Genomic DNA, 24,833 nt, shown 5'->3' with positions numbered 1-24,833 from the left:
ATTGAATTGGTATTATCACAAAAATCAGGCTTAGCAGTCAACAATAGTTGGATTTTTGTAGTAAATATAACTAAAGAAACTTGTTAAAGAAGTTACATACAATTGATATTGTATTCATCGTGGGTTGTAGAGATATTGTTGATAATTAGTTTTTGTACTCAACCAAATCATCCTAATTTACGTTTATAAGAGAATATATTACTTTTCCATCAAGCGGATATGAAGCAGCTTTTTTCCTGAGCCTATTTGTGAAGCTGCTCTATTGGTGACAAGGATGACATATGAATTAATCAAGATTCTGCTATTGTTTGGCAACTATAGAGAAATTGGAGCGACAAACCCAACTGCTCCCAAATTCAGCAGCAATTTTGGTTTAGTGCATTCGATGCTTTCTGAATTAGGGCAGAACGACTCTAAATCCCAGTTCGAGTTTCAGCTGATTCAGGCTGAGGAATTACCGGAGGGAATGTCTGCTTTACAAAGCACATCTATCGATGTAGTTATCTTGAGCTTATCATTCCAAAATGCTCAGGATTTAGAAATTATCTCTTGTGTGCGATCGCTTGCTGCCAATATTGCAATTGTTGTACTGAGTGATATCGAGGATGAAGCTCGCGGCTTACAAGCCATAAGCATGGGTGTACAAGATTATTTAGTTATCAGCGATACAACACCTAATATATTGAGATGGAGGTTGCTTTGTGCAATTAAGCGACAGCGCCATCAACACCAAGAAAAAGAAAACACTCTCGCTCAGCCGCATAGAAGTGATGAGCTAACACATTTATCTAACTTGCATGACAATCAAATTAAGCCACATCGCTTATTGGATGCAAATCTCCCTGGTATATTTCTGCACAAAGAAGGTACTATTTTAGACGCTAATTATAATCTAGCAAAAATGACTGGCTATGAAGTTGCAGAACTGATTGGCAAAAACAGTTTGGAACTCGTTACTCCAGAATCACAGAATTTCTTAAGAAGGAATATACTTTCTGGGTATGAAAAACCCTACGAAGTCATTGTAGTTAGAAAAGATGGTTCTACTTTTCCCGTAGAGATGCAAAGCAAAATTACTTCTGTCAGAGAGCAAGCCATACAGGTATTAGCTGTTAAAGATATTACAGAGCGCAAGCAAGCTCAAGATGCTTTACATAGCAGAGAAAATAGATGGCGAAAACAAAGCCAGACGCTTGTGGAACTGGCAAGAAGCAAAACATTTCAGCAAGGCAATCTCAATGCGGCATTAAGAGAAATAACGGAAACTGCGACTAAAACGCTTTCATTGGATCGAGTTGGCGTGTGGCTATACAACGAAGACCACTCCAAAATTGAATGTATCGATGTGTATGATAGAAGTACTAAGGAGCATACGTCTGGTTCGTCGCGTTTGCGGGCAAATTATCCTGCTTATTTCCAAGCTTTAGAAGAGGAACATAGCATTGCCGCCGAGAATGCCCAAACTGATATAAGAACTAAAGAATTATCTCAGTCTTATCTTTCTGTGTTGGGCATCACATCTCTATTAGAGGCTCCGATTTGGCTGGAGGGCTGTTTAGTAGGTGTAGTGTGTTATGAACATATTGGCAAAGTTCGCCAATGGACTTTAGAGGAAGAGAATTTTGCTGGCTCGATTGCAGATTTTGTGACACTGGCAATAGAAGCAAGCGAGCGCAACGCTGCACAAGAAGCATTGCAACAGAGTGAGGCTCAATTTCGAGCGATTTTTGAGCGTTCCTCTATTGGCATTGGACTTATAGATATGAAAGCACAGATAGTAGATACCAATCCAGCGCTGTGTAATATCTTGGGATACTGCCAAGAAGAGCTACGGGGCAAGCGCTTTATAAATTACATTGCAACACAACGGGGAGATTTAGAGCTTTACAAACAACTGATATCCGGAATTCGCACAGATACAGAGCGGGTTGCCGCAAGACATCGCATTGAGATGGAACGACGCTGCCTGCATCGAGATGGTAGTTTAGTTTGGACTCATATTTCTGTTTCTATCATTCCCGACAAAAATGGTGAACCGGAGTTGTTTCTGGCAATGATTGAGGACATTACTGAGCGCAAGCAAACAGAATTGAGACTGCGTGCGTCTCAAGAGGCAGCAGAAGCCGGAAGTCGAGCAAAAAGTGAATTTTTAGCAACTATGAGCCACGAACTACGAACGCCTCTGAATGCAATTATGGGTTTGTCACAGTTGCTACAAGAAGCAATGGTTGGCTCTCTGAATGAAAAACAAAAAGAATATATAAATTGCATATATAGTAGTGGTGAACACCTGCTGGAACTGATTAACGATATCCTGGACTTATCTAAAATAGAAGCAGGCAAAGAAGAACTATTACTGTTACCTTTGTCAGTGTCAGAGTTATCTAATTATGCTATATCGGCAGTACGCGATCGCGCTTTAGAAAAGGGATTACAACTCACCTGTGAAATTGATCCAAAAGTAGATATTTGCATTGCTGATGAGCGACGTATTAAGCAAATGTTGCTAAATCTGCTCACTAATGCCATTAAATTTACCCCAGCCGGTCAGGTATCGCTGCAAGTGAAAAAAGTAGTGCAAGGTATTGCTTTTACAGTGTCAGATACGGGAATTGGCATCGACTCAAGTCAGTTTCAATTTTTATTTGAACCTTTTCAACAGCTTGACAGCCACTTAAATCGTCAATATGAAGGAACTGGTTTAGGTTTAGCCTTAACGCGTAAGCTAGCACGTTTGCACGGTGGAGATGTGACTGTAACATCGACTTTAGGACAAGGCAGTCAGTTTACCCTATTCATACCCAATTCAGAGCATCAGGTAGAGAGTGAAAGTGAATTGCTGCACTGCTTTCTCCCCTCCTTTTCCACTCCCACGACTCAACGCATTTTACTTATCGAAAACGAGGAAAACACCGCCATATTATTGCAAGATTATCTCCAAACAATTGGCTATCAAACCGAATGGATAGATAATAGTAATAATTTTTTGAACAATGTGCAGAACCTACAGCCTGATTTAATTTTCTTGGATATCGAGTTAGTAGAGGATATTAGCGGCTGTAATTTACTCAATATTCTCAAATAAGAAGCTTCTTTACAACATTTACCTGTGGTAATAATTAGCTCTAGTAACCCATTTGATAAAGATTTTATGCTACTAGCTGGTGCTAATGACTATCTAATTAAACCAATTCGCATAGTTCAACTAGAGTCAATACTGATGCGATATTTAAGCTAAATATTATGTCTTTTTTATTAAATCGGATGAATCTAATTTTCTCCTCATGATCACATGAAGAATACCAGCTTCTTCAAAAACTTCTCCTTCTTCTACGAAATTCAATTTTTGGTATAAATTTTTTATATACTCTTGGGCATGAATCACGACTTCTAGAATATTTTTGCTAGCTATTACCTCTAGAGCCTTTTCCATAATTTTTTTACCAATACCTTGACCTCTAGCTGTATGCAAAACGGCAAGCCTTTCTAGCTTGGCAGTTTTACCATCTAAATATCTAATCCTAGCAGTACCTACAGCTTGTTGATTTAAATAAGCAATCAAATGCTCAGAAATTTCATCTTTGCCATCAAATTCTAAAGCAGGATCTACTCCTTGTTCTTGTTGGAAAACTGATTTTCTAATTGCTTGAATTGCCGGAAAATCTTGAGGTAAATCTGCGACTCTTATAACTAAATTACTCATCTAGCGATATTAGTAGTTGAATTATAAAATTCTCCTTAGTGTCTTCGTGGTTAAAAATAATTTCTACCACAAAGACACTAAGAAAAATTATTTAATCTGCACCTTCAATTGGTGCAAAGCCTTGGCGTTGAATATTTTCTGTGATTGTGCGCGGTTCCAAGAATTGTAAGAGGTAATCAGGCCCTCCTGCTTTAGAACCAACACCAGAAAGTTTGAATCCGCCAAAAGGTTGCCGAGCAACTATAGCACCCGTAATGGTACGGTTAATGTAAAAGTTGCCGACTTCAATCTCTGTTTGCGCTTGCTCGATGTGAGAAGGTGTTCTAGAGTAAAGTCCTCCAGTCAAAGCATAGTTAGTGCCGTTAGCAACTGTTAACGCTTCTGCAAAATCTTGCACTCGAATCACCGCCACCACAGGGCCAAAAATTTCTTGCTGAGAAATTACCGCATCTGGGGGGACTTCGCTAAAAATCACAGGCCCAACAAAATATCCTTGATTTGGTGCAGATAACTCCAGTGCCACTTGTGCTTCTGCTTTACCTTTCTCAATATACTCGCGAATGCGATCGCGGGCATTGGCATCAATTACTGGCCCTACTTGCGTACTTGGTAACTCTGCTTCCCCAATATTCAAAGATTTGGTCGCTTCCACCAATCGCCGCATAAAAGTATCATAAATCGGTTGCAGCACAATCACCCGCGAACAGGCAGAGCATTTCTGCCCACTGTAACCAAATGCCGATTGTACGACACCAATGACTGCTTGGTCTAAATCAGCACTTTCATCGACGATAATTGTATTCTTACCGCCCATTTCTGCAATCACACGTTTCATGTGCTTCTGTCCAGGCTTTAACGTTGCTGCTTCAGCGTAAATTTTACAGCCCACTTCTTGAGAACCTGTAAAAGCAATTACATGAGTATCAGGATGATTTACCAAATAAGCACCGGCTTGAGAACCCTTACCAGGAACGTATTGAAATACACCTTTAGGAATCCCAGCATCTATTAAGACTTCAGTGAGTTTGGCGGCAATTACAGAAGAAGTTTCCGCAGGTTTCAGGAGAGTACAATTGCCAGAAACCAAAGCTGCAACTGTCATTCCACAAGCGATCGCCAGCGGAAAATTCCAGGGAGAAATCACCACAGCAATTCCCCGTGGTTGGTAGATATAACGATTCGTCTCTCCAGGAATGTCGTAATTAACACCTTTATCCAGCCGCTCTATCTCATCAGCATAGTAGCGGCAGAAATCTATTGCTTCCGAAACCTCTGCATCAGCTTCCTTAACTGGTTTTCCAACTTCCAAAACTATCCAAGCTGAAAGTTCAGCCCGGCGTTCTTCCATCAAATCACCAGCCTTCCGCAAAATTCCAGCCCGTTCGCTAGCTGGTGTTTTCCGCCAACCAGGAAATGCCGCCTTAGCCGCCTGCATCGCCTGTTCTGCCTGTTCAACACTAATCAACCCAACTTTCCCAATTACCTCACTGAAATTAGAAGGATTAAGAGAATCAACAAACTCTGGTGTATTAACATACTCTCCATTAATCAACGGCAGATAAGTTTTCCCAAATTGCCGACGAACCCCTTGAAAAGCCAGCCCCGCCTTCCTTCTCTCCTCCTCCTCCGCATAATCAGTATCCGTCGCGCCGAGGAAGAGAGGGGGAGAGGGGGGGGAGGGGGAGAGGGGGGGACTGTTTTAATATTGGTGGTGCTAATAATTCCTCAACAGGTCTATTTTCCAAATTTTGCCGTAAAAAAGAACTATTCGCCGTATTTTCCAACAACCGCCGAATCAGATAAGCCATCCCCGGCAATAACTCACCATAAGGACAGTAAACTCTTACCCGATAACCTTTATCAACCAACGCCTTCGCTACCTTATCCCCCATACCATAGAGAACTTGCAACTCAAAGCGACGACGAGGTACATTTAAGCTTTCAGCGATCGCAATAGCACGAGCGTGCGATCGCACATTATGGCTACCAATGGCAGAATAGACATATTGATGATTTTCTAACAACAACTGAGTTATTGCTTCAAAGTTAGCATCCGTTGCCGCTTTATCGTTATAAACTGGTTGTGGCCAATGTTTCTGTGCTGCTTTGATAGTTTCCTGATCCCAATATGCGCCTTTAACTAAACGAATTGTTAAAGGATAACTACGCTGTTTCAACCAAGAAATTATGTCTTTGGCATCTTGCTCACTGTCGCGCAAATATGCTTGAATTGTGATGCCAATATCTGTACGTTGCCTAAACTCTTCTTCTAATAACAGCTTTTTCAAAATACTCAGAGTTATGTCTTTATAGGCATACTGTTCCATGTCAAAATGAACAGCTGCACCTAACTCTTTGGCACGACGTAAAAGGGTGCGAATGCGATCGCTAACTTTTTCTTCACTACCTTTAGCATCTAGTGGGTCAAATTGGGAATAAAACGCCGTTAACTTAACAGAAACCTGGACTTTTGGCAGCTTTTCGCCATCTGCTTCATCAATAGTCGGGACAGCTGCCCAATTCTTTGATGCTTCCACCAATTGTTGCATCAATTCCAGATAGCGTTCTAGATAAGACTGCGCTTCTGCTTCAGTAATTACCGCCTCACCAAGTAAATCGATGGTGAAAGCCATTTTTTCCTTTCGTAGTCGTTCAACTGTTTTGATAACTTGTTTAATATTTTCCCCAGCAATATATTTATGAGCAAGAGTTTCCACCGCTGTGCCAACAGTTGTTGCAGCAACTTGTCCTGGTATCGAGTCGGGGTTTGCAAAGTTTAGCATTCCCTTCAAGGCTGGCGGTAATTCTACAGATTCCTCTCCAAGATATTCTTGTAAATGCGCCGCAATTTCTGATTTACTTTGCAATGCAGGTAGTGTATCTATAAAGCGAAATAGTTGCACCCGTAATCCAGGATTGCTCATCGCCCAAGCCAGTAATTTATCATCCCAGCGCATTTGATCGCGCAGGGAAGCAAAAAATGAACGATTTTCTTGAGTTACTGCTAGAAGTTGTTTAGCAATTTCTTGGGTTTTAGCTTCGTAGGTGCTTGATTGTACTTGTAATACCACTGATAGTAAACTCCATATTCAAGGCCAAGCTTTTGTACAAAGCCTGTGTCTTCTATTTTGACTTAGCAGCTAGTGAATGGGTTTAACTATGAGCAAGTACAAAAGAGTTTACCAAAGATCACATTATTCGTGGTGAGGTAGTGATGGGAACACCAGAAAACCTTACAGATATCTTATTTTCTTCCTGGAGATACACACTCCAGGCTTTTAATGTTGACCAAGTAACGACAGAGAAAGCCTTTACTGAATTGGTTGTAGCCTACTCTACTCCTGGCCGTTATTACCATACACTCAAACACATTCATCACGTTCTCAGCACAATTGAAACTTTGCAAGCCTATAGCAAAGATTTGGCTGCTGTGCAACTTGCTGCTTGGTTTCACGATGTAGTATATGACACTCAAGCTCAAGATAATGAAGAAAAAAGCGCAGACTATGCTTCTCAGTTGCTGAGTAGTTTGGGGATTCCAGATAGTACTATAGTCACTGTTACTCGTCTGATTCTTAACACCAAACATCACGAAGCTGCGGTAGATGACTATGATAGCCAAGTCTTACTCGATGCAGATTTAGCAATTTTGGCTGCTAATCCAGTTCAATATCAAGAATACGCCGATGCTATTCGGCTGGAATATAACTGGATACCAGAAGCCGAGTATATCGTTGGTCGTCGACGTGTTTTAGAACGATTTTTACAGAGGGAGCGTATTTATTTCACGGCTTTGATGTTCGAGGTTGCTGAACAATCTGCACGTGACAATATCCAGAGAGAAATTCAGTCTTTATTGTCTAGTTAATTTTGAATTGTTTAGCGTTTTCTAATATCAATTCAATTAATTCTTACAACGTGTACTTAAACTTGATTGTGCGATCGCCTGTTGGGCTGATACAGTACCTAGACGCATACCCTGTGATTAAATGTATTCCATGATCAATTAAATAAAATGCTTCATGCGCCGAGACTCAATTTTTTACAAACTATTTCAACAATCTCCAACTTTACTATTTGAACTATTGACAAATTCTCCAACAAATGCGGATGCTTACCGATTTGATTCGGTAGCTGTTAAAGAACCTAAATTTGAAATTGATGGTGTATTTCTGCCGCCAGAAAATGCCAGCCCGGGGATTGTATATTTCTGCGAAGTTCAATTTCAGAAAGATGAACAGCTATACGAAAGGGTATTTGCAGAATCATCGTTATATTTCTATCGTAACCGTGCGAGATTCAGCGATTGGCAAGCAGTCATAATTTACCCATCTCGCAGTCTCGAACAAATTGATATTAATCCCCATCGCTCATTACTCAACGGTGAACAAGTACATCGCATATATTTAGATGAGTTGGGAGACATTCGTCAATTACCTCTATGGGTAGCACTGATGGTATTAACTACATTAGATGATGAACTTGCACCAGAAGAAGCTAGATATTTGCTAACAAGAACCAGTCAAGAAGTGTCTGAAGAGGCAAGTCGCGCCATAATAGAGATGCTGACTACCATCATGGTGTACAAGTTTGAAACACTAACTCGAACTGAGGTAGAGTCGATGCTAGGAATAACGCTCAAGGAAACAAGAGTTTACCGAGAAATCAAGGAAGAAGGACGCGAAGAAGGACGCGAAGAAGGACGGCAGCAAGAGGCTGCTAACTTGGTTATTCGGCTGTTGACTAAGCGGTTTGGAGAATTGTCTGTGGAAATGCGATCGCCAATTTTGGGTTTACCTTTACCTGTTCTGGAAGATTTGAGCGAAGCACTGTTAGATTTTGCTAGTTTAGCTGATTTTTCAGTTTGGTTAGAAGCATCGCTATCCTCTGAAAGTTGATAATGGCTGAATCAGAGGCGCTTGCTTTACGTATTACAAAATCAGCCCGGAAGGATTTAGTCGATTTGCAACCGAAGTTTTCTAAGCAGGTTTGGCAAAATCTTTTAAATATAAATAATTTCTTGAGGTTGTTGCTGCTGTATTTTTCGCTGCGCCAACCGTACACGTGTGCGAACTCCAAGATCCACATCTGTACTGACCATTTGCTGAAAATGCTCTGTAATGCGCGAGATTTTATCAGGTAAAGTAGTTACTATTGCTAATGCTTCCAAACTCGTGACTACTGCATAGCGCACCACCCACTCTGGATCTTCAGAAATTACTAGTAGTGCTTCTAGTACCTGAGTTTTAACAGATTCCAGCTTTTCAGGTGGTAGTTGATGCCAGCGCAAAGTGCCTAATCCCCTAGCAGCAGCCCTGCGTACACTCAAAGAAAAATCGTTTTTTGCTGCCTCTAGCAAGGTATCCAGCGCCCGCGTATCACCAATTCCTGCTAAAGCCCGAACCGCCCAAGCCCTAGCACCATAGTTGTAGTTATCAATTAGTTCTAACAGTGGCTGTACTGCTGGTTCCCCGATCGCAATCAGTCCATCTACCGCAGCTACAGCAGCCCCTGGATTGTTATAACCTAAAGCTGCAATCAGAGTGGGAATAGATTCCTCTAAACCAGATGCTGCTAACTGCTTGACTGCATCTAGTAAGCGATCCGATGAATCTGCTTCTTCTACAGCACGGATCAATTTTTGGGCGTTAATAGTCATTAGTCAATAGTCATTGGTCATTAGTCAATTGTAGGGTGGTAAATACAATTGCGTTTACCACCCTACATATAACTCAGTACTATAAAAGCGAATCCATTAAATTCATTACTTTAATAGCACCTTCTGACAAAGTGTTTGCTGTTGTCAGATTAACTTGGTGTTCTAGTAATCCTTTCAGGGAAATTAGTTTTAGACTGTTCTCAGCCAGAGTCTGGGCGATCGCTTCTGCTGCGGGTAAATAGCCAATCGCTCCTATATCTGCTAATACAGCCCGGCGCAATTGCAATTTATCACCCGCCAAAGCCTGGACTAATCGTTCTCCATAAACTGGCTCTTGGGTTAGCTGATACAAAGCTCGTGCAGCAGCGTATTGCACCAACTCTATTGGATGCTCAAGGAACGGCTTGATTAAAGGAATAAACTCAGTAGCCTGTAAGCTTCCCAAGGCTTCTAAAATAGCCTCGTAGGGTTGAGATAAATCAGGCTGTTTTGATATTAACTGCTCGCCCTCCAAGCCTACTTTTAATAGCTTGATTAAGGCGGGAATACAAACCGGATTGCCTAGCATCTCTAAGGATTGAGCTGCTGCTTCTCGCACATACACATCTGAGCAGTCTAAACACGCAATTAAAGGTAATACTGCTTGGCGATCGCCTATTTTACCTAACGCTCTAGCTGCATTCCGCCGCAGGGGATATCCGCCTTCTGGTGTTCTGTCGGCTTCATCTTCTAACGCTTTGATGAGTTTTGTAACCGCATCTGCTTCACTGATGCGAAACCTACCTAACCACCAAGCAGCATAAAATCGCAGACCTAAATCTGTACTTTCAAGATTAGCGATCGCCTGTTCCAGTGTTAAAGATTCACCACCGATAGCTAACTCTGTCGGTGGTGAATCTTCAATTTTCTGCGGATTGGGATTCATCAGAAGAAGGAGCGTTTTGTTGATTATCTGTGTCACCAGAATTTAATGGCTGAATGCTGACTATTTTGCCACCCAACCGACTAATCCGCTGCATTTCTTGATTCATCCGGTTCTCAGGCACTGTAATAAACACAGTGGCACTAGAACGAATGGGATAGTTTGTTTTATCTGTTTCTTCGTTTTGGCGTATACCAACTACTTCATACCGAAAGTAGCGATTACTAGTTCTACCACCGATAACTTGTCCTAGCATAAATCTATTCCAAATTCTAAATGGTCATTTGTCCTTTGTTATTTGTCATTTGTCATTTGTCATTTGTAAATAACTAATGACCAATGACTAATGACCAATAACACTAAAGTGGAGTCACACTCGCAATTTTACCGCCTTGCTTTTGTACTCTTTGGAAGTAGCCAGATAGCTCTTCATAAGGTATAATCACTGCCTGATTCACACGGCGTGTTTTCGGATATCCAGCACCAAAAACGCCAGCAACTTCAATGCGGTAGAGTCTACCTTCTTTACCAAAAGTTCCTGCACCACCGAAAGTGCTGTTGGGGGTGACGCCTTTTTCGGAAGCAACGTAGGCAAAGCCTGCTGAGGAACTTCCAGAAGGTGGAACAACGGTGGAAGCACTATTGCGACCTAGTTCGCTGGCAAGCCGAGAGGAACTACCTTTGAGTTGGGAGCGATCGCTACTAGCATAACCGCGATAAAGTTGAAATATCCGGCTAAATCCGACAGTTTTCTGTCCTGTTTGAGTTTGAAAGCCCCGATAGTACGGCACAATATTGTCACCAAAGCTACTTTGATACTCTGGCGAATCAATGTAAGAATCAATATCAGCCTCATACCCCTTGTTTTGGTACAAGTCTAAGTGATAAACCACATCAGACTCATCATAGGGAGCGCGACCCAATAAATGTTTATAATTCAGCTCAATTACGCGAGTTTGAAAATTGTCGTAGAAAAACTTCGTTTTGTAGAGTTCCGATTTAGCTACTTGACGCACAAACTCTTGTACCGAAAGCTTTCCATCGCGCAGCAGAGATTCGGCACTAATCAAACGATCAGACTCTAATATATAGTCGTTGCCCAACAACTGACGATATACGGCAGCAATTACCTTCTGTATGTCTTCTTTAGTTGCATTTGCACGCAATTCCACAGGAGCGTAATTGCTAAAAGGTTCTGTCCCCAGACGGGACGCTGCTGTTGTAATAGCCATTGGTAATTCTCCTTTTGTAATTGGTAAGGGAAATGAGCAGCAGGAAGCGGTGAAATTCCCTACTCCCTACTCCCTACTTTCTACTCCCTAACCCGATTCCCTAATTTATACGGCAGTAATACTAATTACCTTACTGCCCTTACGATTAAGCTGCTGCAATTTACTAGAAAGTTGCTCGTAAGGGACTAGCAATTCGGCAGTACCCCGCCGCACTACAGTTAAGTTGGGGGAAGCAGATTGTAAAAACCTGATCCGGTATGATTCTCCGCGACCGCCTGAAGCAGCTCCCGTCAAGGCTCCTGAAGAAACGGGGTAGATGGGTGAAGCGAGATTCTTCGCTACTTCCCAGGTTAGCCGTCCTTGTTTTTGTCCTTGAGCGCGATCGCTATTGGCATAACCACGATATAGTTGGAACAACCGACTAAATCCAACATTTTTCTGCCCTACTTGGCTCTGAAAACCACGATAGTAAGGCACAATATTTTCGCCAAAGTTTTGTTGATATTCTTGTGAGTCAATGTAGGAATCAATTTCAGCTTCGTAACCTCTTGAGTTATAAAGCTCAACATGGTACGAAATCTCTGACTCATCTTCTGGAGCGCGACCCAATAAATGCTTATAATTCAACTCGATAAACCGAGTTTGCGAATTGGAGTAGAAAAACTTCTCCCGATATAGTTCCGACTGAGCAATAGCTAGCACAAAACCACGAACTGAGATTGTACCCTGATGCAACAGTGATTCAGCACTGACAAGACGGTCTCCCTCCAGCAGGTATGCATTACCTAATACCTGACGGTAAGCCGCCCGGATGATCACTTCCACATCCGCTTCTGTCCTATCGGGACGTAGTTCTGCCAGTCCTGAGTTTTCATAGGGTGTAATCCCTAATCTTGCTGCTTGTCCCAAAGCTGCCATCTTTAACCTCCTCAGTTTTAACTGCAAAACTGAAAACTTTTTAGAAATTTTTTTTCTAGTCTTTTGAAAATAAAACTGCCCGGAGAGGAAAATAACTCCTATTACTTACTTGTCATAAGAGCTTATTTCCTCTCCGGGCTAAAGAAACACTCTAGCTCAGAGTATTGATTACGTAGTCGATGTAAGAATTTGCTTCAACGCCTGGGTCACCGCTTAAACCGTGGTTAGCTTTGATGTACTTGAGGGCTTCAATGTACCAGCTAGGAGACAGTTCAAAAGTACGGTTGATTTCAGCCAAGCCAGAAATCAAGAAATCATCCAATGGGCCTGTGCCACCTACAACTAAAGCGTAGGTGATAATCCGCAAATAATAGCCGATATCACGTACACACTTAGCTTTACCACGTGCATCAGCAGCGTAGTTGGGGCCTTGCTGTTGAGTGGTGTAGGGGAACTTATTGTAGACCGCTTGAGCTGCGCCTTCTGCCAACCGTTGACCATTGGCGCTTAACGCTTTTGCTGCTTGCAAGCTTGCAGGCGCTTGGCGAAAACGACCAAAGGCAACTTGAAGTTCGGTGCTGCTTAGGTAGCGACCTTGAGAATCAGCCGCTGAAATTGCTTCAGTTAGAGGTGTTTTTGTCATTTTGGTATTTCCCTATCACAAACTTTTGGTTGAAATTTTGTTTTGCCCTATGGACAATTATTTCAGTCAATAGCAACAATGCTTGGCTTAAGCTACAGCAGCAGCAGCACGATCAAAATAGCTAGCTATTTCAGATGCTAAAGCGCTGCAATCGCCTCTGGTGATGTTGTTTGGATCGTTGACAATTGCCAGGGAAGCTTGTTTTAGCTTCTGAATACCAACAGCAACCGACGCTCCTGGGGTTCCCAGTGCTAGATAGGTTTCACGCAAACCATTGAGGGCGCGATCATCTAGTACACTTGAATCGCCAGCAAAGATAGCGTAGGTGATATAGCGAAGAATGATATCCAAATCACGGATACAAGCAGCAGCGCGACGACTGGTGTAAGCATTACCACCAGGAGCAATCAACTGAGGTTGTTCAGCGAACAAATCACGAACCGCAGCAGCAACCAAGGCAGAGGCATTGCTGGTAATACGGTTAACAGCATCTGTACGCTTATTACCATCTTTGACTAGTTCACTCAAAGCATCCAGTTGTGCATCAGTGAGGTATTCGCCACGTGCATCAGCTTGCGAAACTACTTTGGCAAATGCATCTAAAACCATTGATTTAATCTCCTAAATTTGCTTGTCTAACAGACGTACTTGGGCATCAAACTTAAAAATTCCAGTTAAGTTTGATGTCAGACTGTCTGAGCTACTTGAGAAAGACTAACATCAGACACCCAAGGTATAAGTTTAAGGTTTCCAGGCTTATTTGTTAAATTTTTGTTTACAAAATTTCAAATTTCTAAGAACGACTGGAAAACCTGATTAATAGCTGATTATTTACCTTGGGATCTTGTTTTTCCCTTCCAATAAATCTTTATACAATGCTGCCGCGTCATTTTTTATTACAAATTATTATTATGTATTTTCATTTCCTTTACATAACTTAACGGTTTTGCCTTGAGTTATGAGAACTTAAGTACCTACTTAAATATTTATATACTAAGTATGTCTAAGATAAGTACACAAAAGCCAGAAGGCAAAAATAAGGACTCAAAATTGGAGGTTAGAGAATAATTTTTCCAGTCCCTAGCGATGCACTGAGTTTCGGCTACTTCGGCTGCACTCAACTACCGCTTGTCGTACCCAGTCCCTACTTCACAGGTGTCAATTTTCTTTCTAAATCAAATAAAAAGCCGTGGATATACTCTTCAGTCCATTCAGCACCATAGAAGCGCTTGAACATTCCTCGTGCTGGGTCTTTTTCAGACCGATATCGCAGGTATCGCAGTTGGGCTTGCTCAATGTCTGCTAAATCTTGGGAATCCGTCACAGTTTCTGCCTGTTCTACGAAATCCAGATAAGCTTTTAGATAATCCTGAAAGGCCGCGAACACCTGAGTTTCCACTACAGCAGTTTCCTGGGGACGAGTCCAAAGGAAAGCGGGAGAAAAGAAGGGTCGTGCTTCTTCTGGAAAATCGCCTCCCCAAGTCAGATGCTGTTGATGCGCGTGGAAAATTGGCAAAATTGGTTCGGTATATTTTGCTTGATATGCTAGATCATCTCGAAATAAGGGTTGCATATCCAAGGCGATGAGATGTCCTCCTGGTAACGTCACCAGATCCGCCCCAAAAAAAGGTAAGTTGTAGTTGAGGTGAGGGAAAATCACGAAATTGAGTACTTGTAGCGAATTGCCACCTTGAACATGAGCTGCGCGAATTTGCCGCAATTTATCAGTTTGAAAGGCATAACTAGTGGTGACAACCTCTTCCTGATTCTTTCCTTTGCCTACAGTAGCGCTCTTAGATTCAAACCCAGTGGGGATAGGGTAGGGTTGCAAATCCAAGCGCGATCGCATATGGCCAATAGCATAGTCAAGAAACGGTTGATAGAGCGTCATTTTGTAATTTGTAATTCGTAATTAAGAGGCGTCAAATTTTATCTAGGTGTTCCAGGAAAGTATAAACTTTCAAATTGGCACTGAGAGCCCTGAGTCCTGTTAGCGGAAGCGGGGCGTTTAGCCTGTCCTGAGTTAGGAGTCAAGAATTATATTTGTCTCCCTTGTCCCCCCTGCTGCCCTCGGTCACTGAGCGACTTGCCCTGAGCGTAGTCGTACCCCTCCGGGGAAGCAAGCTACGCGTAGCGTCCCGTAGGGAAGGGAGCCGAAGTGCTACCCCCTGCCTCTTGAATCATCTACTGGCAGGGACTGCTAAAGGAACAGCATCTTCAAATAAAAATTCGTAGAGGAAGCGTTCTGACCATTCATGACCAAAGTAACTGCTAAATAGACCAGATGCTGGATCGCGGTCTGCACTATATTGGTCATAGTCTTTTTGTGCTTTGACAATCCGCTGGATATCTTCTGGATCTTCGAGCGGTTTTGCAGTTTCTAGCATTTGCCAATACAAATTTAAGTAATCCTGAAAAGCTGCAAATACCCGTGTTGATACGGTTTCGGGATCTGTTTTAGCAAACAGTAGATACTTAGAAAAATACTGATTAGCATCGTAAAACTTCATTTCTAAGTTTTGTGCCAGTTCCGGGTACTTATCATGCAGAGATTTCAGCGGTAATATGTATTTTCTCTGATAATCTTCATCCTGAAATAAAGGCTGAAAGTCAAGAACAATTAAGTTTTTGACTTTACCAAAGGATAAAAAATCAATTCCTAATAGTGGTAAATCGTAGTGATGGTTGGGATAAACCACGCTGTTAAAAATTTGGGCGCTCTCTCCGGCATCGATGTAGGTGTAGCGGACTTTCCGCAACTCTTGGCATTGGTGACACCAACTACGAATAGTAGCTGGATTTCTGCCGCGATCGCTAACCTTGAATTCTAAACCAGGGGGAATTGCCCTACTTTCTAAATCAAACCGCTGAAGTAGCTCTTTTTCCAAAAATTCTAGGAAAGGTTTATACATGGAGCATGATTTGTTAATCCTTGGAATGAAAATAAAGGATGTGAATCATGCAAGTCTCATTTCTTAGAAACAAAGCAACATTCTGTAATGGTCAAGAGTCAAGAGTCAAAAGTCCATAGTTAATACTTTTTGACTCTTGACCGAATGGCACTAAGTTAAGCACAAACCCTTGATATAACTGGATGAGAGGGTGTGGGGTGTAGGGTGTGGGGTGTGGGGAATTAAGAAGATGTTAAACTCCGCCGCGCAACTAAAATTTAATTGTCTTAAACACGAACCTGCAACCCTACCCCCAACAAAGAGCCCTGACGAGGTTTTACATGAGTCTTAGTGCCATTCACTCTTGACCCTTGACTTTTGACTACCGTCTAGCATAATTATGATTAATCATCTGCTCTAGCACTTCTTGGGAAACACAGCGGCGCTCTGAGCAATATGTCATCAAGTTGACACCATTCATCATCCGTACGGTGCTGACTCGGACACGAAAATCATCTGTAATAAACCAGCAACGTTCTTGACCTTGGTTATTGTCATAGTTAGTATTAATAGTCAACACTCCATCATCAGCAAACTGATATCGGCTTACAACCGGAATGCTCTCAACATAGCCTTGGTTGCGGATTAGTTTTCCAGAACGCCCTGTTTCGTCGTCGGGAATGTCAACCAAAATGGCAGCATTATCAGTATTTAGCAGCTTCGTGTCCAGGTTAGCCTGCCAGCCAAAGCTAGCACCCCCTGTTGCTTGATCTGGGTCTATTCCTTGCACTTGACAAACTTCTTTGACTCTAGGGTCATCTTTTTCAAAGACTTTAATTGTTAAATTCGACTGTCCCGACTCATCGGCGGATGAGTCAAAGTGATGCACAGAGCGTTCTGTAAACCATGTCCCCTCACTTTTACGGAAGAAGCTCATCATTGTCAAAGGTGGTATTAGATGCATCTTGTTTAAAATCTCATTTTTTAAAATAATACCTTTGCCAAAATCTTTTCCGTCGTTAATTGTCGCTCTTTAGTTTAGAAATTGCATTAATTTTTGCGGCATAACCCATAGCAGACGAGGTGGAAAGTGCGATCGCAATCTTATCGATCAATATCTGCATTCTTCCGCTATGCACAAATATACTCCTTTGTATTAATTATTTTCTCGCGGAAGTATCGTTAATTATTGTATAAAACTACATTGGGAAAAGCCTGAGCTAATTTTGTTGGCTCAGATTTTTCCTAGCATATTCTAGTTGAGTTGCATTCATCCAGTTCTATTTTCTCTCAACCCTTTCAAGTACCGTTAAGGTATTGATTGGTCTTGGAGTATTTTGTTTTAGTCTGGGCAATAAAATGGATGCCTGATTTAGCTAAAGTGTAAAATAACTCCAAAAATTTTATTTTAATCAGCTGATGACAAATAGTGAAATTGAAGTTATTACTAGCGATGCCTTATCCTGGCAGAGAGGCTCCGCGAACAGCAACAGCTTTGGTGAACGCCTCAGTCCCACCAGCCGAGAAATCTTAACAGCCCTCAAAGCAGGACTTTCTCTAGCTCAGGTAGATTTGTACCAATTCAATCTTAGGGGAGCTGATTTACGCCAAGCTAACCTAAGTAAAGCCAAGCTATTAGGAGCCGACCTGAGCGAGGCGGTTTTGAGTGATGCTAACTTAAGTGGGGCGGATTTGCGAGGAGCTAATTTGCGAGGCGCTGATTTAAGTGGAGCTAATTTGCAAGGAGCCTATTTAAACCGCGCCGACCTCCAGCAAGCAAATCTCAGTGGCGCAAATTTGGAAGGAGCCAAACTGCAAGTAGCACGTTATGATCTACAGACAAAATGGCCTCAAGAATATAACTATAAAGCTTCTGGAGCAGTGGGGCCAGGCGCTAATCTCAACGGTGCTTTTCTCAATACAGCTTCTTTACGAGATGCCGAACTGCAAGGTGCTAATCTGCGTGGAGCCTACCTAAGTGGCGCTGATTTGACAGGAGCCAATTTACAAGGTGCAGCTTTGAGCGGCGCTGACCTGAGTAAAGCCTATTTGACAGGAGCTTCTTTGCGGAATGCTCGCTTGACTGGAGCAGATTTGCGGGGTGCAGATTTGCGAGCAGCTGATCTTAGTGACGCAGGGATGGAACATCTTTCTAGTATTGCTGGTGCGGATTTTACCTTAGCTCAAGGGCTTACAGAAGCAACTAAAGCCATGCTTCACAGCCGTCCGTCTTCCGAACTCGATGTTTGGAACGCCTACACCCGCAGAACAACCCGTGAGAGTTTGAGTGGTTGAGCATGGAGGTAGGAGACAGGAGGCAGAAGGCAGAAGTCAGGAATTAGAATTTGTCCCCCTTGTCTCCCTTGTCCTCCTGGTCTCCCACTCCCTTCAGCTTCACAAAGCCTGCCAGTTCTGTTTGAGGAGCGCTAAAAATGTGGCGTATCCTTCAGAAAAACCAGGTGGATCAGGTAGAACATATTGTGGAAACTCTTTATACGATCGCCAAGGTTCTGAAGCATCATGCCGCAAATATAAGGCACATTCTGAAGATTCTGGTAGTCGCCAAATCATTTGACCAGAGGGGATATTATTCACAAATGTCTCCTGATCTTAAAAAACTTTATCTTTTATTCGAGATTTTGGCAGACTAACCAGATATTTTTGCCAAATTTAATACCTTTTTGGCAATTTTTCACATGAAGGATGTATTAGTTATCATTTAAGTGGTTTTTATCAGCTTTTAAGATAGATTATTCATCCGATCGCCAATAACCCACCTACTACTGCGGCAACAAATCTTCTAAGGCTGCTCCCACAACTCGATGTTCCTCATCCTGTCTAAGTTGGTTTAAGGCTAGTTTTGCTTCTAGGTCATCAAATCGTTTGAGGGCATAGGCAACTCGCACGCGCAGCCGCCAAGATTGTGCATTCACCAACGTGAGCAATTGAGATAATGCCGCGCTATGTTGGCTAGAACCAGCTAGTGTACCGAGTGCATCAACAGAAGATTCCTCAACTGTTGGATCTTCATCTTTTAAACCCTCAACGCAGATATCAAATACTTGTTCAGAGCAATCCATTTCGACTAAAGCCGCAAGAATGCTACGCCGGACTAGCCAGTGGTCATCTTGATAAAATGCCAGAACTAAATGAGAAACTGCTACTCTACCAAATAGTGATAAAGAATTTGCCGCCTCAGCTCGGACGTTTGGGGTGTCGTCAAATTTCATAATTTGCATCAAAGCAGCAAATGATTCTGCTGACTGTTGCTTCCCCAAACCCATAGCAACAAAGGAACGCACCAAAAATTCTGAGTCATGCAGTTTACTTTTTAACAGAGGTACTGCAACTTCTGATTCATAATTCTTGAGAGCAGCGATCGCCTTTAGGCGATACTGAAAATCTGGGTTCATCAGTTCAGCTTTAATTTGATCAATTTCCATACGGCCATTTAGTAGAGTTATTTTTTACTTTATTTTACAGATGTCAACAAATGGCGATCATTATTTAGGAAGATTTGCATGGAGCATAGGGTATGGGGCATAGGGCATTGAACATTAGAAAAAAGCTTATTTCCCAATCCCCAGTCCCCAGTCCCCATTACCCCTTATCCCCAGAGGGGGCCCCACCTTCCCCAATCCCCAATCCCCAATCCCCACCAATGACTCAACTAAGTGCAACCGTTAAAGAATTAATCGCCAAAGCCAGAATTGTCAGCTTTGCTGAGTGGGAACAGTCCCATCCAAAAGCTGCGATCGCTATATTCCAAGCTGCGGATGATGCAAGCCGCTATCTAGACGATGAGGATTTACTGCAAATTAGAACCTTGTCACCTAATAATTCGGCTTTGATTCCTGTTGCTCAGTTTTTACGCGATCGCGTCACCGAAATTGTTGATGAGGCTAGAGAACAGGTTTTGGCAACCTATCCGCAAATTGTCCAGCCTGGAGGAAGTCTTTATCCACCTGAACGCGCTCAAGCTTGCTGGCGCGATTTCTGGCATTTTCTCCGCTGCATTACTTATGGCATAGCAGGCGGTCATACTACATATACCAGTTCCATTGGACTTCACTACATGAACTTGCTCTATCAAGAATTACAAGTTCCTTTGGATGCGATGATCTTAGGCTTAGAAAGTATCAAGGCTGCTAGCTTAAAACGTTGCAAACCCGATCAACAACCAACTCTTGCACCCTATTTTGACCATTTAATCACTCAATTAGCTAATTTCTAAGGAACATATTCATCAACAACTACAACATTTAGTTCCTCTCTCAATTCAGCTAAAGGCTTGTGCCAATTGTCTTCCCATTTCTGCGCCAAAAAGGGTTGGGCTTTCGCACCCAGACGATAGCCAATAGCAATTTGCTCCAGAAGCAGCCCTAACTCATCTGGAGCAGTAAATAAGGTACGTAGTAAACCTCCGGCAATTAGTAAGATAGGTAAAGGAATCCGAATTTGAGCTAGGCAAAATGCCTGCAAGCCAAGCTCACCATTGACATTACTACCTAATCCTGTGACTAAATGCCAGATATCGTGCGTTTGACGTAAGCGAGTCAATATATAGCTAGTATCATCAGTAATTGGCAGTCCTCGGTAGTAGTTTGGATCAAAGCCTGTTTTTTCAATATATTCAGCAAAACATCGTCCTAAAGAGCCTGAAGGAAGTTTTGCTAGAGAAGCCAAATCTGGCGGAGGAGCTAGATATCGCTCTTGGACAATTTCTACAACTCCCGGTACAGTTTTGACGTAATCAATTGCTAACTGAGTTGCTTTTAATTTGATCATGCCATCTTCAATGTCTGGTGTAGCATCTGCTCTACCTGGATCAAGTGCTAAAGTGACTGCTCCCTTTAAAGTCTTTAAAAAATCCAGTCTGAGATTGCTATTTTTGCCACTAAGCATAATAAATATTTAGTTCTAGAAATTTACTATTTACCGAGAATACGAGTATAACTAATGACATTATTACTCAGTTTCTTGGCAACACTATAGTCATAATTACTGAAACCAGAAAAAATCTTTGCAACACCTAGCTGTAAATCCTCATGGCTAGGTCAACACCATAAATAGCTAATTCAAATCCTGAAAAAAAGCTGAAATTCCTAATGTAACTTAACAATTTTTAACAAATATGGTTTCAGCATCGTATCAGAATAATTAAAGGCAAAAGATGCAAAAACTTACAAAAACTCAAATCATAAGGCTAAAAAGACTAATTACTCTATAGTCCTTTTTCTGTCAAGTAATGTAAAGTTTTGTAAAATCTGCTGAATATCCTTCTCATAAAAATTCTTGTTGTTAACTGGGAGATAGTTTGAATGGCTTTCGGTTCGGCATCGCGATTAGGCGTCAGCTTGTTTGACGAGACCCCCCCTCTTGAGTGGGTTCCGGGTATCTCAGTAGAAGAAAAAGAAAGCATCATTAAAGCAATTTACCGCCAAGTTTTGGGTAATGCTTATGTGTTAGAGAGTGAACGGCTTGTTGTACCTGAGTCACAACTCAAGCGTGGTGAGATTAGCGTCCGTGAATTTGTGCGTCAAGTTGCTAAGTCAGAACTTTACCGTTCGCGTTTTTTTGAAAACGCTCCTCGTTATCGGGCGATTGAGTTGAATTTCAGACATCTCCTTGGTCGTGCGCCTTTAAATCTAGATGAAACACGCGCACACAGCACCATTCTGGATACAGAGGGTTTTGAGGCTGATATTGATTCCTATATCGATAGCGACGAGTACCAGAGTACCTTTGGCGAAAACTTTGTGCCATATATTCGAGGCTACAAAACCGAAGCTATAGAGGGTTTAGTTCAGTTTACTCACTTTTTCCAACTTGTACGTGGTGCTTCTAGCAGTAGTCTCAAAGGTGACTTAGCTGGCAAACAGCCAAAGTTGAACAGTTTAGTAATTCAAAACATTGCCACCCCAGTAATTTCACCAGCCAGCAGCGGTGCGACATTCCGTACTCCAGCAGGTGCTGCTCGCACTCGTCAAGGTGTGGGAGCAGGTGATGATGGCAAGGTCTATCGCGTTGAAGTTACTGGCTATCGTTCAAATGCGGTAAATCGGATTTCCAAATTTCGCCGCAGCAACCAAGTTTTGTTCGTACCCTACAATCAGCTATCGGAATCTTATCAGCGGATTCACAAGCAAGGCGGTACGATCGCCAGTATTACTCCCGTTAACTAAAAGTTTGTCTGTTAAAAAACATAATTTGGGAGAAATCTAAATGGGAACCTTAGTTATAAATTCCCCGAAAGTGGAACTATTGCAAACTACCTCTATTGAGGAAGTCGAAGCAGTAATTCGAGCCGTCTATAAGCAGGTTTTGGGTAACGCACATCTGTTAGAAAGTGAGCGCCTAATAACTGGTGAATCGCAATTGCGCGATCGCAAAATTAGCGTTCGTGACTTTGTGCGAATCGTTGCTAAATCTGAGATTTATCGCGCCAGATTCTTTGAAACTACTGCTCCCTATCGGTTTATTGAACTTAACTTCAAGCATCTGTTAGGTCGTGCGCCTCTAGATCAAACAGAGGTTTCTGAACATATCCGTCGTAGCATTGAAAGCGGCTATGATGCCGACATCGATTCCTACATTGATAGCGTTGAGTACGAAACAGCCTTTGGCGAAAACGTTGTACCCTACTATCGGGGAAACAGCAGCCAAGTAGGACAGAAGCAAGTCGGTTATAACCGGATTTTTGGACTTGTCCGTGGTGCAGCTGAAAGCTCAAGTAGCATTAAAAATTCTCAATTAGTGTACGCGGTAGCTACTAACAGCGCTACTAAGATTAAGCCACTCAGTACAGTTGGCAGTACTGAAAAGAGATTTAAAATCCTCGTTCAGGGTGGAAAATCTGACAGCCCTCGCCGTCGGAGTACAAATGAGTACATTGTTCCTGCTAGCAAGATGACACCGCAGATTCAGCGGATTCATCGTACTAATGGGAAAATTGTTAGCATCACAGAGATTTTTTAAAAAATAGGATTGGGTACTAGGGACTGGGTATTAGGTATTAAGGATTGGGTTTTGGCAAAGTCTTTTCCTAGTTACTACTTCCCAGTCTCTAGTCTCCAGTTTTGATCAATGGTAAATAAAAAAAATTAAGATATAGTCCGAAATTCCAACTTTCCCAAGATTTTTAATGTATCAAATTAAGTAGATGGAAGTAGAGCTAAAAATAATAAATCGTGAATTAAATAAAGCAAAACAATTAATATAAATTTACAACTGACGCAAAATTACCTCTGTAAGAGGCAGAGCCAATGGAAATTTAATTTAATTAACATTTTTCAGGAGATGCTTCAATGTTACTTTGGGCTACTGATTCACCCAGGGCTAAACTGCTTCCTAAGACTACCGAAGATGAATTACAAACGCTGATTCGGACAGTTTATAAACAGATTTTAGGTAATGAGCATTTAATGGAGAGTCAGCGCTTACTAAGTGCTGAATCATTATTGCGAGTTGGTAGCATGACCGTGCGTGAATTTGTCAAAGCCGTTGCCAAATCAGAACTTTATCAATCTCTGTTTTTTAACTCTTCTTCTCAATATCGGTTTATTGAACTGAACTTTAAACATCTGTTGGGTCGTCCTCCTGGCGAACAGTCAGAAATTGCTGAACATGTGGGCATCTATAATGGACAGGGCTACGATGCTGAAATCGAATCATATATTGATAGCGATGAGTATCAGCAGAATTTTGGCGAGGATACTGTTCCCTATGTTCGCAGTACTAGTAGCCAAACCGGGATGAAGAATGTTAGCTTTAACCGGATGTTTAGCTTGTTAAGGGGAACAGCTAGTAGTGATAGCGATCGCAAAGCCAAGCTAATTACTGATATAGCAGCAAATTTGCCCACATCTATCAAAACTCCCGTTGCTGGTTCCAGCGTCAGCAGCACCAGTAAACGCTTTTTGATTAAATTTGCTAAGGGTTGCACTGGCTTACGTAGCCGCTTAGGCAACACAGAATATGTAGTTGACTACAACCAATTATCTCAGCAAATGCAAAACATCCATAAACTGGGCGGCAAGATCATCAGTATCACTGAATTTACCTAGATTTGTCTAAATTAAAGATGCAGCAACTGAAAGTTGTATCCGACTTTCTGGTTTTATTAATAAATTTTGACCAATTTTTGCCTAAGTAGAAACTATGTCGCGGTGAAAATAGCCTTGAACTGTGTTTAACATATTTCTAGTTAACTGAAAAATTACTACCGTTGTTTGCAAAGGGGCCAGAATAGAGACTGGGGTAGCAAATTTTAATCTAGGATATTTTTCAGATTGTATAGTGTTTTTGAAATCATTAATGTAATGGAAATCACGAAATTTTTTGAACTTTCAATTGGACGATGGCGATCGCAGCGTAGCGCTCATCATTTAGCATTCGCTCACTTTGAAGAAGTCCTTTCTAATATTGACATTGAGTCTCTTGCTACGGACGATCCAGCGGTATTAGATATCTGTAAATTATATGAGATTGACCCCGCAACTATTACCCACCCATTTCGCATGACTTGGGAAGGACAATCAGATTGGGAGGACAAACCGCTTGCTGGTACTACTGTGCTGGTTCCAATTCCTGATCTAGAAAATCCCTCTAAAGGCAAACTTCTGCGAGATAAAGGATACGCCGAAACAATCCCAGCAATTGCTAAATATCACTTAGGTGACGATGGTATTTTCACTCTGTTAACAGAATATGACCTCGCCGCTGCTGAAGAGCGAATTTGGTTTGCTAACCCAAATCTGCGATTTCGGGTAGCGATGATTAAAACCAGTGATGGTAAAGGCATAACCACAGCTTCTTTTTCTTCAGAGATTCGTTCTTTATCGAGTTCGGCTAGTTAGCAATCTC

24 protein-coding genes and 1 pseudogene are annotated in these 24,833 nt (G+C 41.9%); 9 read left to right on the top strand and 16 right to left on the bottom strand.

Annotated elements, in window-relative coordinates; all coding sequences use genetic code 11:
• The first annotated feature begins 634 nt into the window (after positions 1–634).
• Positions 635–3,238 (top strand): annotated as a pseudogene (locus tag WKK05_RS07930) (PAS domain S-box protein).
• A 3-nt stretch (positions 3,239–3,241) separates the two neighbouring features.
• Here the strand turns inward: WKK05_RS07930 and WKK05_RS07925 are convergent.
• From WKK05_RS07925 to WKK05_RS07915, 3 genes are all read right to left on the bottom strand, one after another.
• Positions 3,242–3,703, bottom strand: a complete 462-nt coding sequence (locus WKK05_RS07925) for a GNAT family N-acetyltransferase (RefSeq protein WP_341529202.1) — start codon at positions 3,701–3,703, stop codon at positions 3,242–3,244.
• Positions 3,704–3,794: 91 nt separating this feature from the next.
• Positions 3,795–5,303, bottom strand: coding sequence for an L-glutamate gamma-semialdehyde dehydrogenase (gene pruA, locus WKK05_RS07920; RefSeq protein WP_341531047.1), 1,509 nt, complete (start codon positions 5,301–5,303; stop codon positions 3,795–3,797).
• A 34-nt stretch (positions 5,304–5,337) separates the two neighbouring features.
• Positions 5,338–6,774 (bottom strand): proline dehydrogenase family protein, encoded by a 1,437-nt coding sequence (locus WKK05_RS07915; protein WP_341529201.1) that lies wholly within the window; start codon positions 6,772–6,774, stop codon positions 5,338–5,340.
• A 143-nt stretch (positions 6,775–6,917) separates the two neighbouring features.
• Between WKK05_RS07915 and WKK05_RS07910 the strand changes: the two genes are divergently transcribed.
• Together WKK05_RS07910 and WKK05_RS07905 are read left to right on the top strand one after the other, a co-directional pair.
• Complete coding sequence (locus tag WKK05_RS07910; RefSeq protein ID WP_341529200.1) at positions 6,918–7,571, top strand: hypothetical protein; 654 nt, start codon at positions 6,918–6,920, stop codon at positions 7,569–7,571.
• 154 nt (positions 7,572–7,725) lie between these two features.
• The gene (locus tag WKK05_RS07905) at positions 7,726–8,601 is read left to right on the top strand and encodes an Rpn family recombination-promoting nuclease/putative transposase (protein ID WP_341529199.1); all 876 of its coding nucleotides are present in this window, start codon (positions 7,726–7,728) and stop codon (positions 8,599–8,601) included.
• Positions 8,602–8,705: 104 nt separating this feature from the next.
• On the opposite strand, the gene WKK05_RS07900 is transcribed toward WKK05_RS07905, so the two are convergent.
• From WKK05_RS07900 to WKK05_RS07855, 10 genes are all read right to left on the bottom strand, one after another.
• The gene (locus WKK05_RS07900; RefSeq protein WP_341529198.1) at positions 8,706–9,362 is read right to left on the bottom strand and encodes a HEAT repeat domain-containing protein; all 657 of its coding nucleotides are present in this window, start codon (positions 9,360–9,362) and stop codon (positions 8,706–8,708) included.
• Between the two features lie 79 nt (positions 9,363–9,441).
• The gene (locus tag WKK05_RS07895; RefSeq protein WP_341529197.1) at positions 9,442–10,287 is read right to left on the bottom strand and encodes a HEAT repeat domain-containing protein; all 846 of its coding nucleotides are present in this window, start codon (positions 10,285–10,287) and stop codon (positions 9,442–9,444) included.
• A complete protein-coding gene (locus tag WKK05_RS07890) occupies positions 10,262–10,540 on the bottom strand; it encodes a phycobilisome linker polypeptide (RefSeq protein WP_341529196.1) in 279 nt (92 codons plus the stop codon). The genes WKK05_RS07895 and WKK05_RS07890 overlap by 26 nt, the downstream gene beginning before the upstream one ends.
• Positions 10,541–10,643: 103 nt before the next feature.
• Entirely contained in the window at positions 10,644–11,516 is an 873-nt protein-coding gene (locus WKK05_RS07885) for a phycobilisome linker polypeptide (RefSeq protein WP_341529195.1), read from the bottom strand.
• Positions 11,517–11,621: 105 nt separating this feature from the next.
• Positions 11,622–12,434: a phycobilisome linker polypeptide gene (locus WKK05_RS07880; protein WP_341529194.1), complete on the bottom strand. Its 813-nt coding sequence runs from the start codon at positions 12,432–12,434 to the stop codon at positions 11,622–11,624.
• Between the two features lie 151 nt (positions 12,435–12,585).
• Positions 12,586–13,077 carry a phycocyanin subunit alpha gene (gene cpcA / locus WKK05_RS07875; protein WP_341529193.1) on the bottom strand — a complete coding sequence of 164 codons (492 nt, stop codon included), beginning with the start codon at positions 13,075–13,077 and terminating at the stop codon, positions 12,586–12,588.
• An 87-nt stretch (positions 13,078–13,164) separates the two neighbouring features.
• Positions 13,165–13,686: a phycocyanin subunit beta gene (locus WKK05_RS07870; protein WP_341529192.1), complete on the bottom strand. Its 522-nt coding sequence runs from the start codon at positions 13,684–13,686 to the stop codon at positions 13,165–13,167.
• 535 nt (positions 13,687–14,221) lie between these two features.
• Positions 14,222–14,968 carry a phycoerythrobilin:ferredoxin oxidoreductase gene (locus WKK05_RS07865; RefSeq protein WP_341529191.1) on the bottom strand — a complete coding sequence of 249 codons (747 nt, stop codon included), beginning with the start codon at positions 14,966–14,968 and terminating at the stop codon, positions 14,222–14,224.
• Between the two features lie 289 nt (positions 14,969–15,257).
• Positions 15,258–15,989, bottom strand: a complete 732-nt coding sequence (locus WKK05_RS07860; RefSeq protein ID WP_341529190.1) for a 15,16-dihydrobiliverdin:ferredoxin oxidoreductase — start codon at positions 15,987–15,989, stop codon at positions 15,258–15,260.
• 361 nt (positions 15,990–16,350) lie between these two features.
• A complete protein-coding gene (locus WKK05_RS07855; RefSeq protein WP_341529189.1) occupies positions 16,351–16,932 on the bottom strand; it encodes a phycobiliprotein lyase in 582 nt (193 codons plus the stop codon).
• 455 nt (positions 16,933–17,387) lie between these two features.
• Between WKK05_RS07855 and WKK05_RS07850 the strand changes: the two genes are divergently transcribed.
• A complete protein-coding gene (locus WKK05_RS07850; RefSeq protein ID WP_341529188.1) occupies positions 17,388–18,263 on the top strand; it encodes a pentapeptide repeat-containing protein in 876 nt (291 codons plus the stop codon).
• Between the two features lie 99 nt (positions 18,264–18,362).
• Here the strand turns inward: WKK05_RS07850 and WKK05_RS07845 are convergent, their stop codons facing one another.
• Positions 18,363–18,563: a hypothetical protein gene (locus WKK05_RS07845; protein ID WP_341529187.1), complete on the bottom strand. Its 201-nt coding sequence runs from the start codon at positions 18,561–18,563 to the stop codon at positions 18,363–18,365.
• A gap of 185 nt (positions 18,564–18,748) precedes the next feature.
• Positions 18,749–19,411, bottom strand: a complete 663-nt coding sequence (locus tag WKK05_RS07840) for a HEAT repeat domain-containing protein (RefSeq protein ID WP_341529186.1) — start codon at positions 19,409–19,411, stop codon at positions 18,749–18,751.
• Positions 19,412–19,629: 218 nt separating this feature from the next.
• Between WKK05_RS07840 and WKK05_RS07835 the strand changes: the two genes are divergently transcribed.
• Entirely contained in the window at positions 19,630–20,202 is a 573-nt protein-coding gene (locus tag WKK05_RS07835) for a phycobilisome protein (protein ID WP_341529185.1), read from the top strand.
• Here the strand turns inward: WKK05_RS07835 and WKK05_RS07830 are convergent.
• Entirely contained in the window at positions 20,199–20,873 is a 675-nt protein-coding gene (locus WKK05_RS07830) for a Coq4 family protein (protein ID WP_341529184.1), read from the bottom strand. The two genes, WKK05_RS07835 and WKK05_RS07830, sit on opposite strands and share 4 nt — an antisense overlap.
• 416 nt (positions 20,874–21,289) lie before the next feature.
• Here WKK05_RS07830 and WKK05_RS07825 point away from each other — a divergent pair, with 416 nt between their 5' ends.
• The 4 genes from WKK05_RS07825 to WKK05_RS07810 all read left to right on the top strand — a co-directional run bounded on the left by WKK05_RS07825 (position 21,290) and on the right by WKK05_RS07810 (position 24,826).
• Positions 21,290–22,153 (top strand): phycobilisome linker polypeptide, encoded by an 864-nt coding sequence (locus tag WKK05_RS07825; protein ID WP_341529183.1) that lies wholly within the window; start codon positions 21,290–21,292, stop codon positions 22,151–22,153.
• 40 nt (positions 22,154–22,193) lie between these two features.
• The gene (locus tag WKK05_RS07820) at positions 22,194–22,946 is read left to right on the top strand and encodes a phycobilisome rod-core linker polypeptide (protein ID WP_341529182.1); all 753 of its coding nucleotides are present in this window, start codon (positions 22,194–22,196) and stop codon (positions 22,944–22,946) included.
• A gap of 329 nt (positions 22,947–23,275) precedes the next feature.
• Positions 23,276–24,034: a phycobilisome rod-core linker polypeptide gene (locus WKK05_RS07815; RefSeq protein ID WP_341529181.1), complete on the top strand. Its 759-nt coding sequence runs from the start codon at positions 23,276–23,278 to the stop codon at positions 24,032–24,034.
• 255 nt (positions 24,035–24,289) lie between these two features.
• Complete coding sequence (locus WKK05_RS07810) at positions 24,290–24,826, top strand: phycobiliprotein lyase (protein WP_341529180.1); 537 nt, start codon at positions 24,290–24,292, stop codon at positions 24,824–24,826.
• Positions 24,827–24,833 lie beyond the last annotated feature (7 nt).

Source organism: Nostoc sp. UHCC 0302 (genome assembly GCF_038096175.1).
Lineage (GTDB): Bacteria > Cyanobacteriota > Cyanobacteriia > Cyanobacteriales > Nostocaceae > UHCC-0302.
This window is presented reverse-complemented; position numbering and strand designations above follow the sequence as displayed.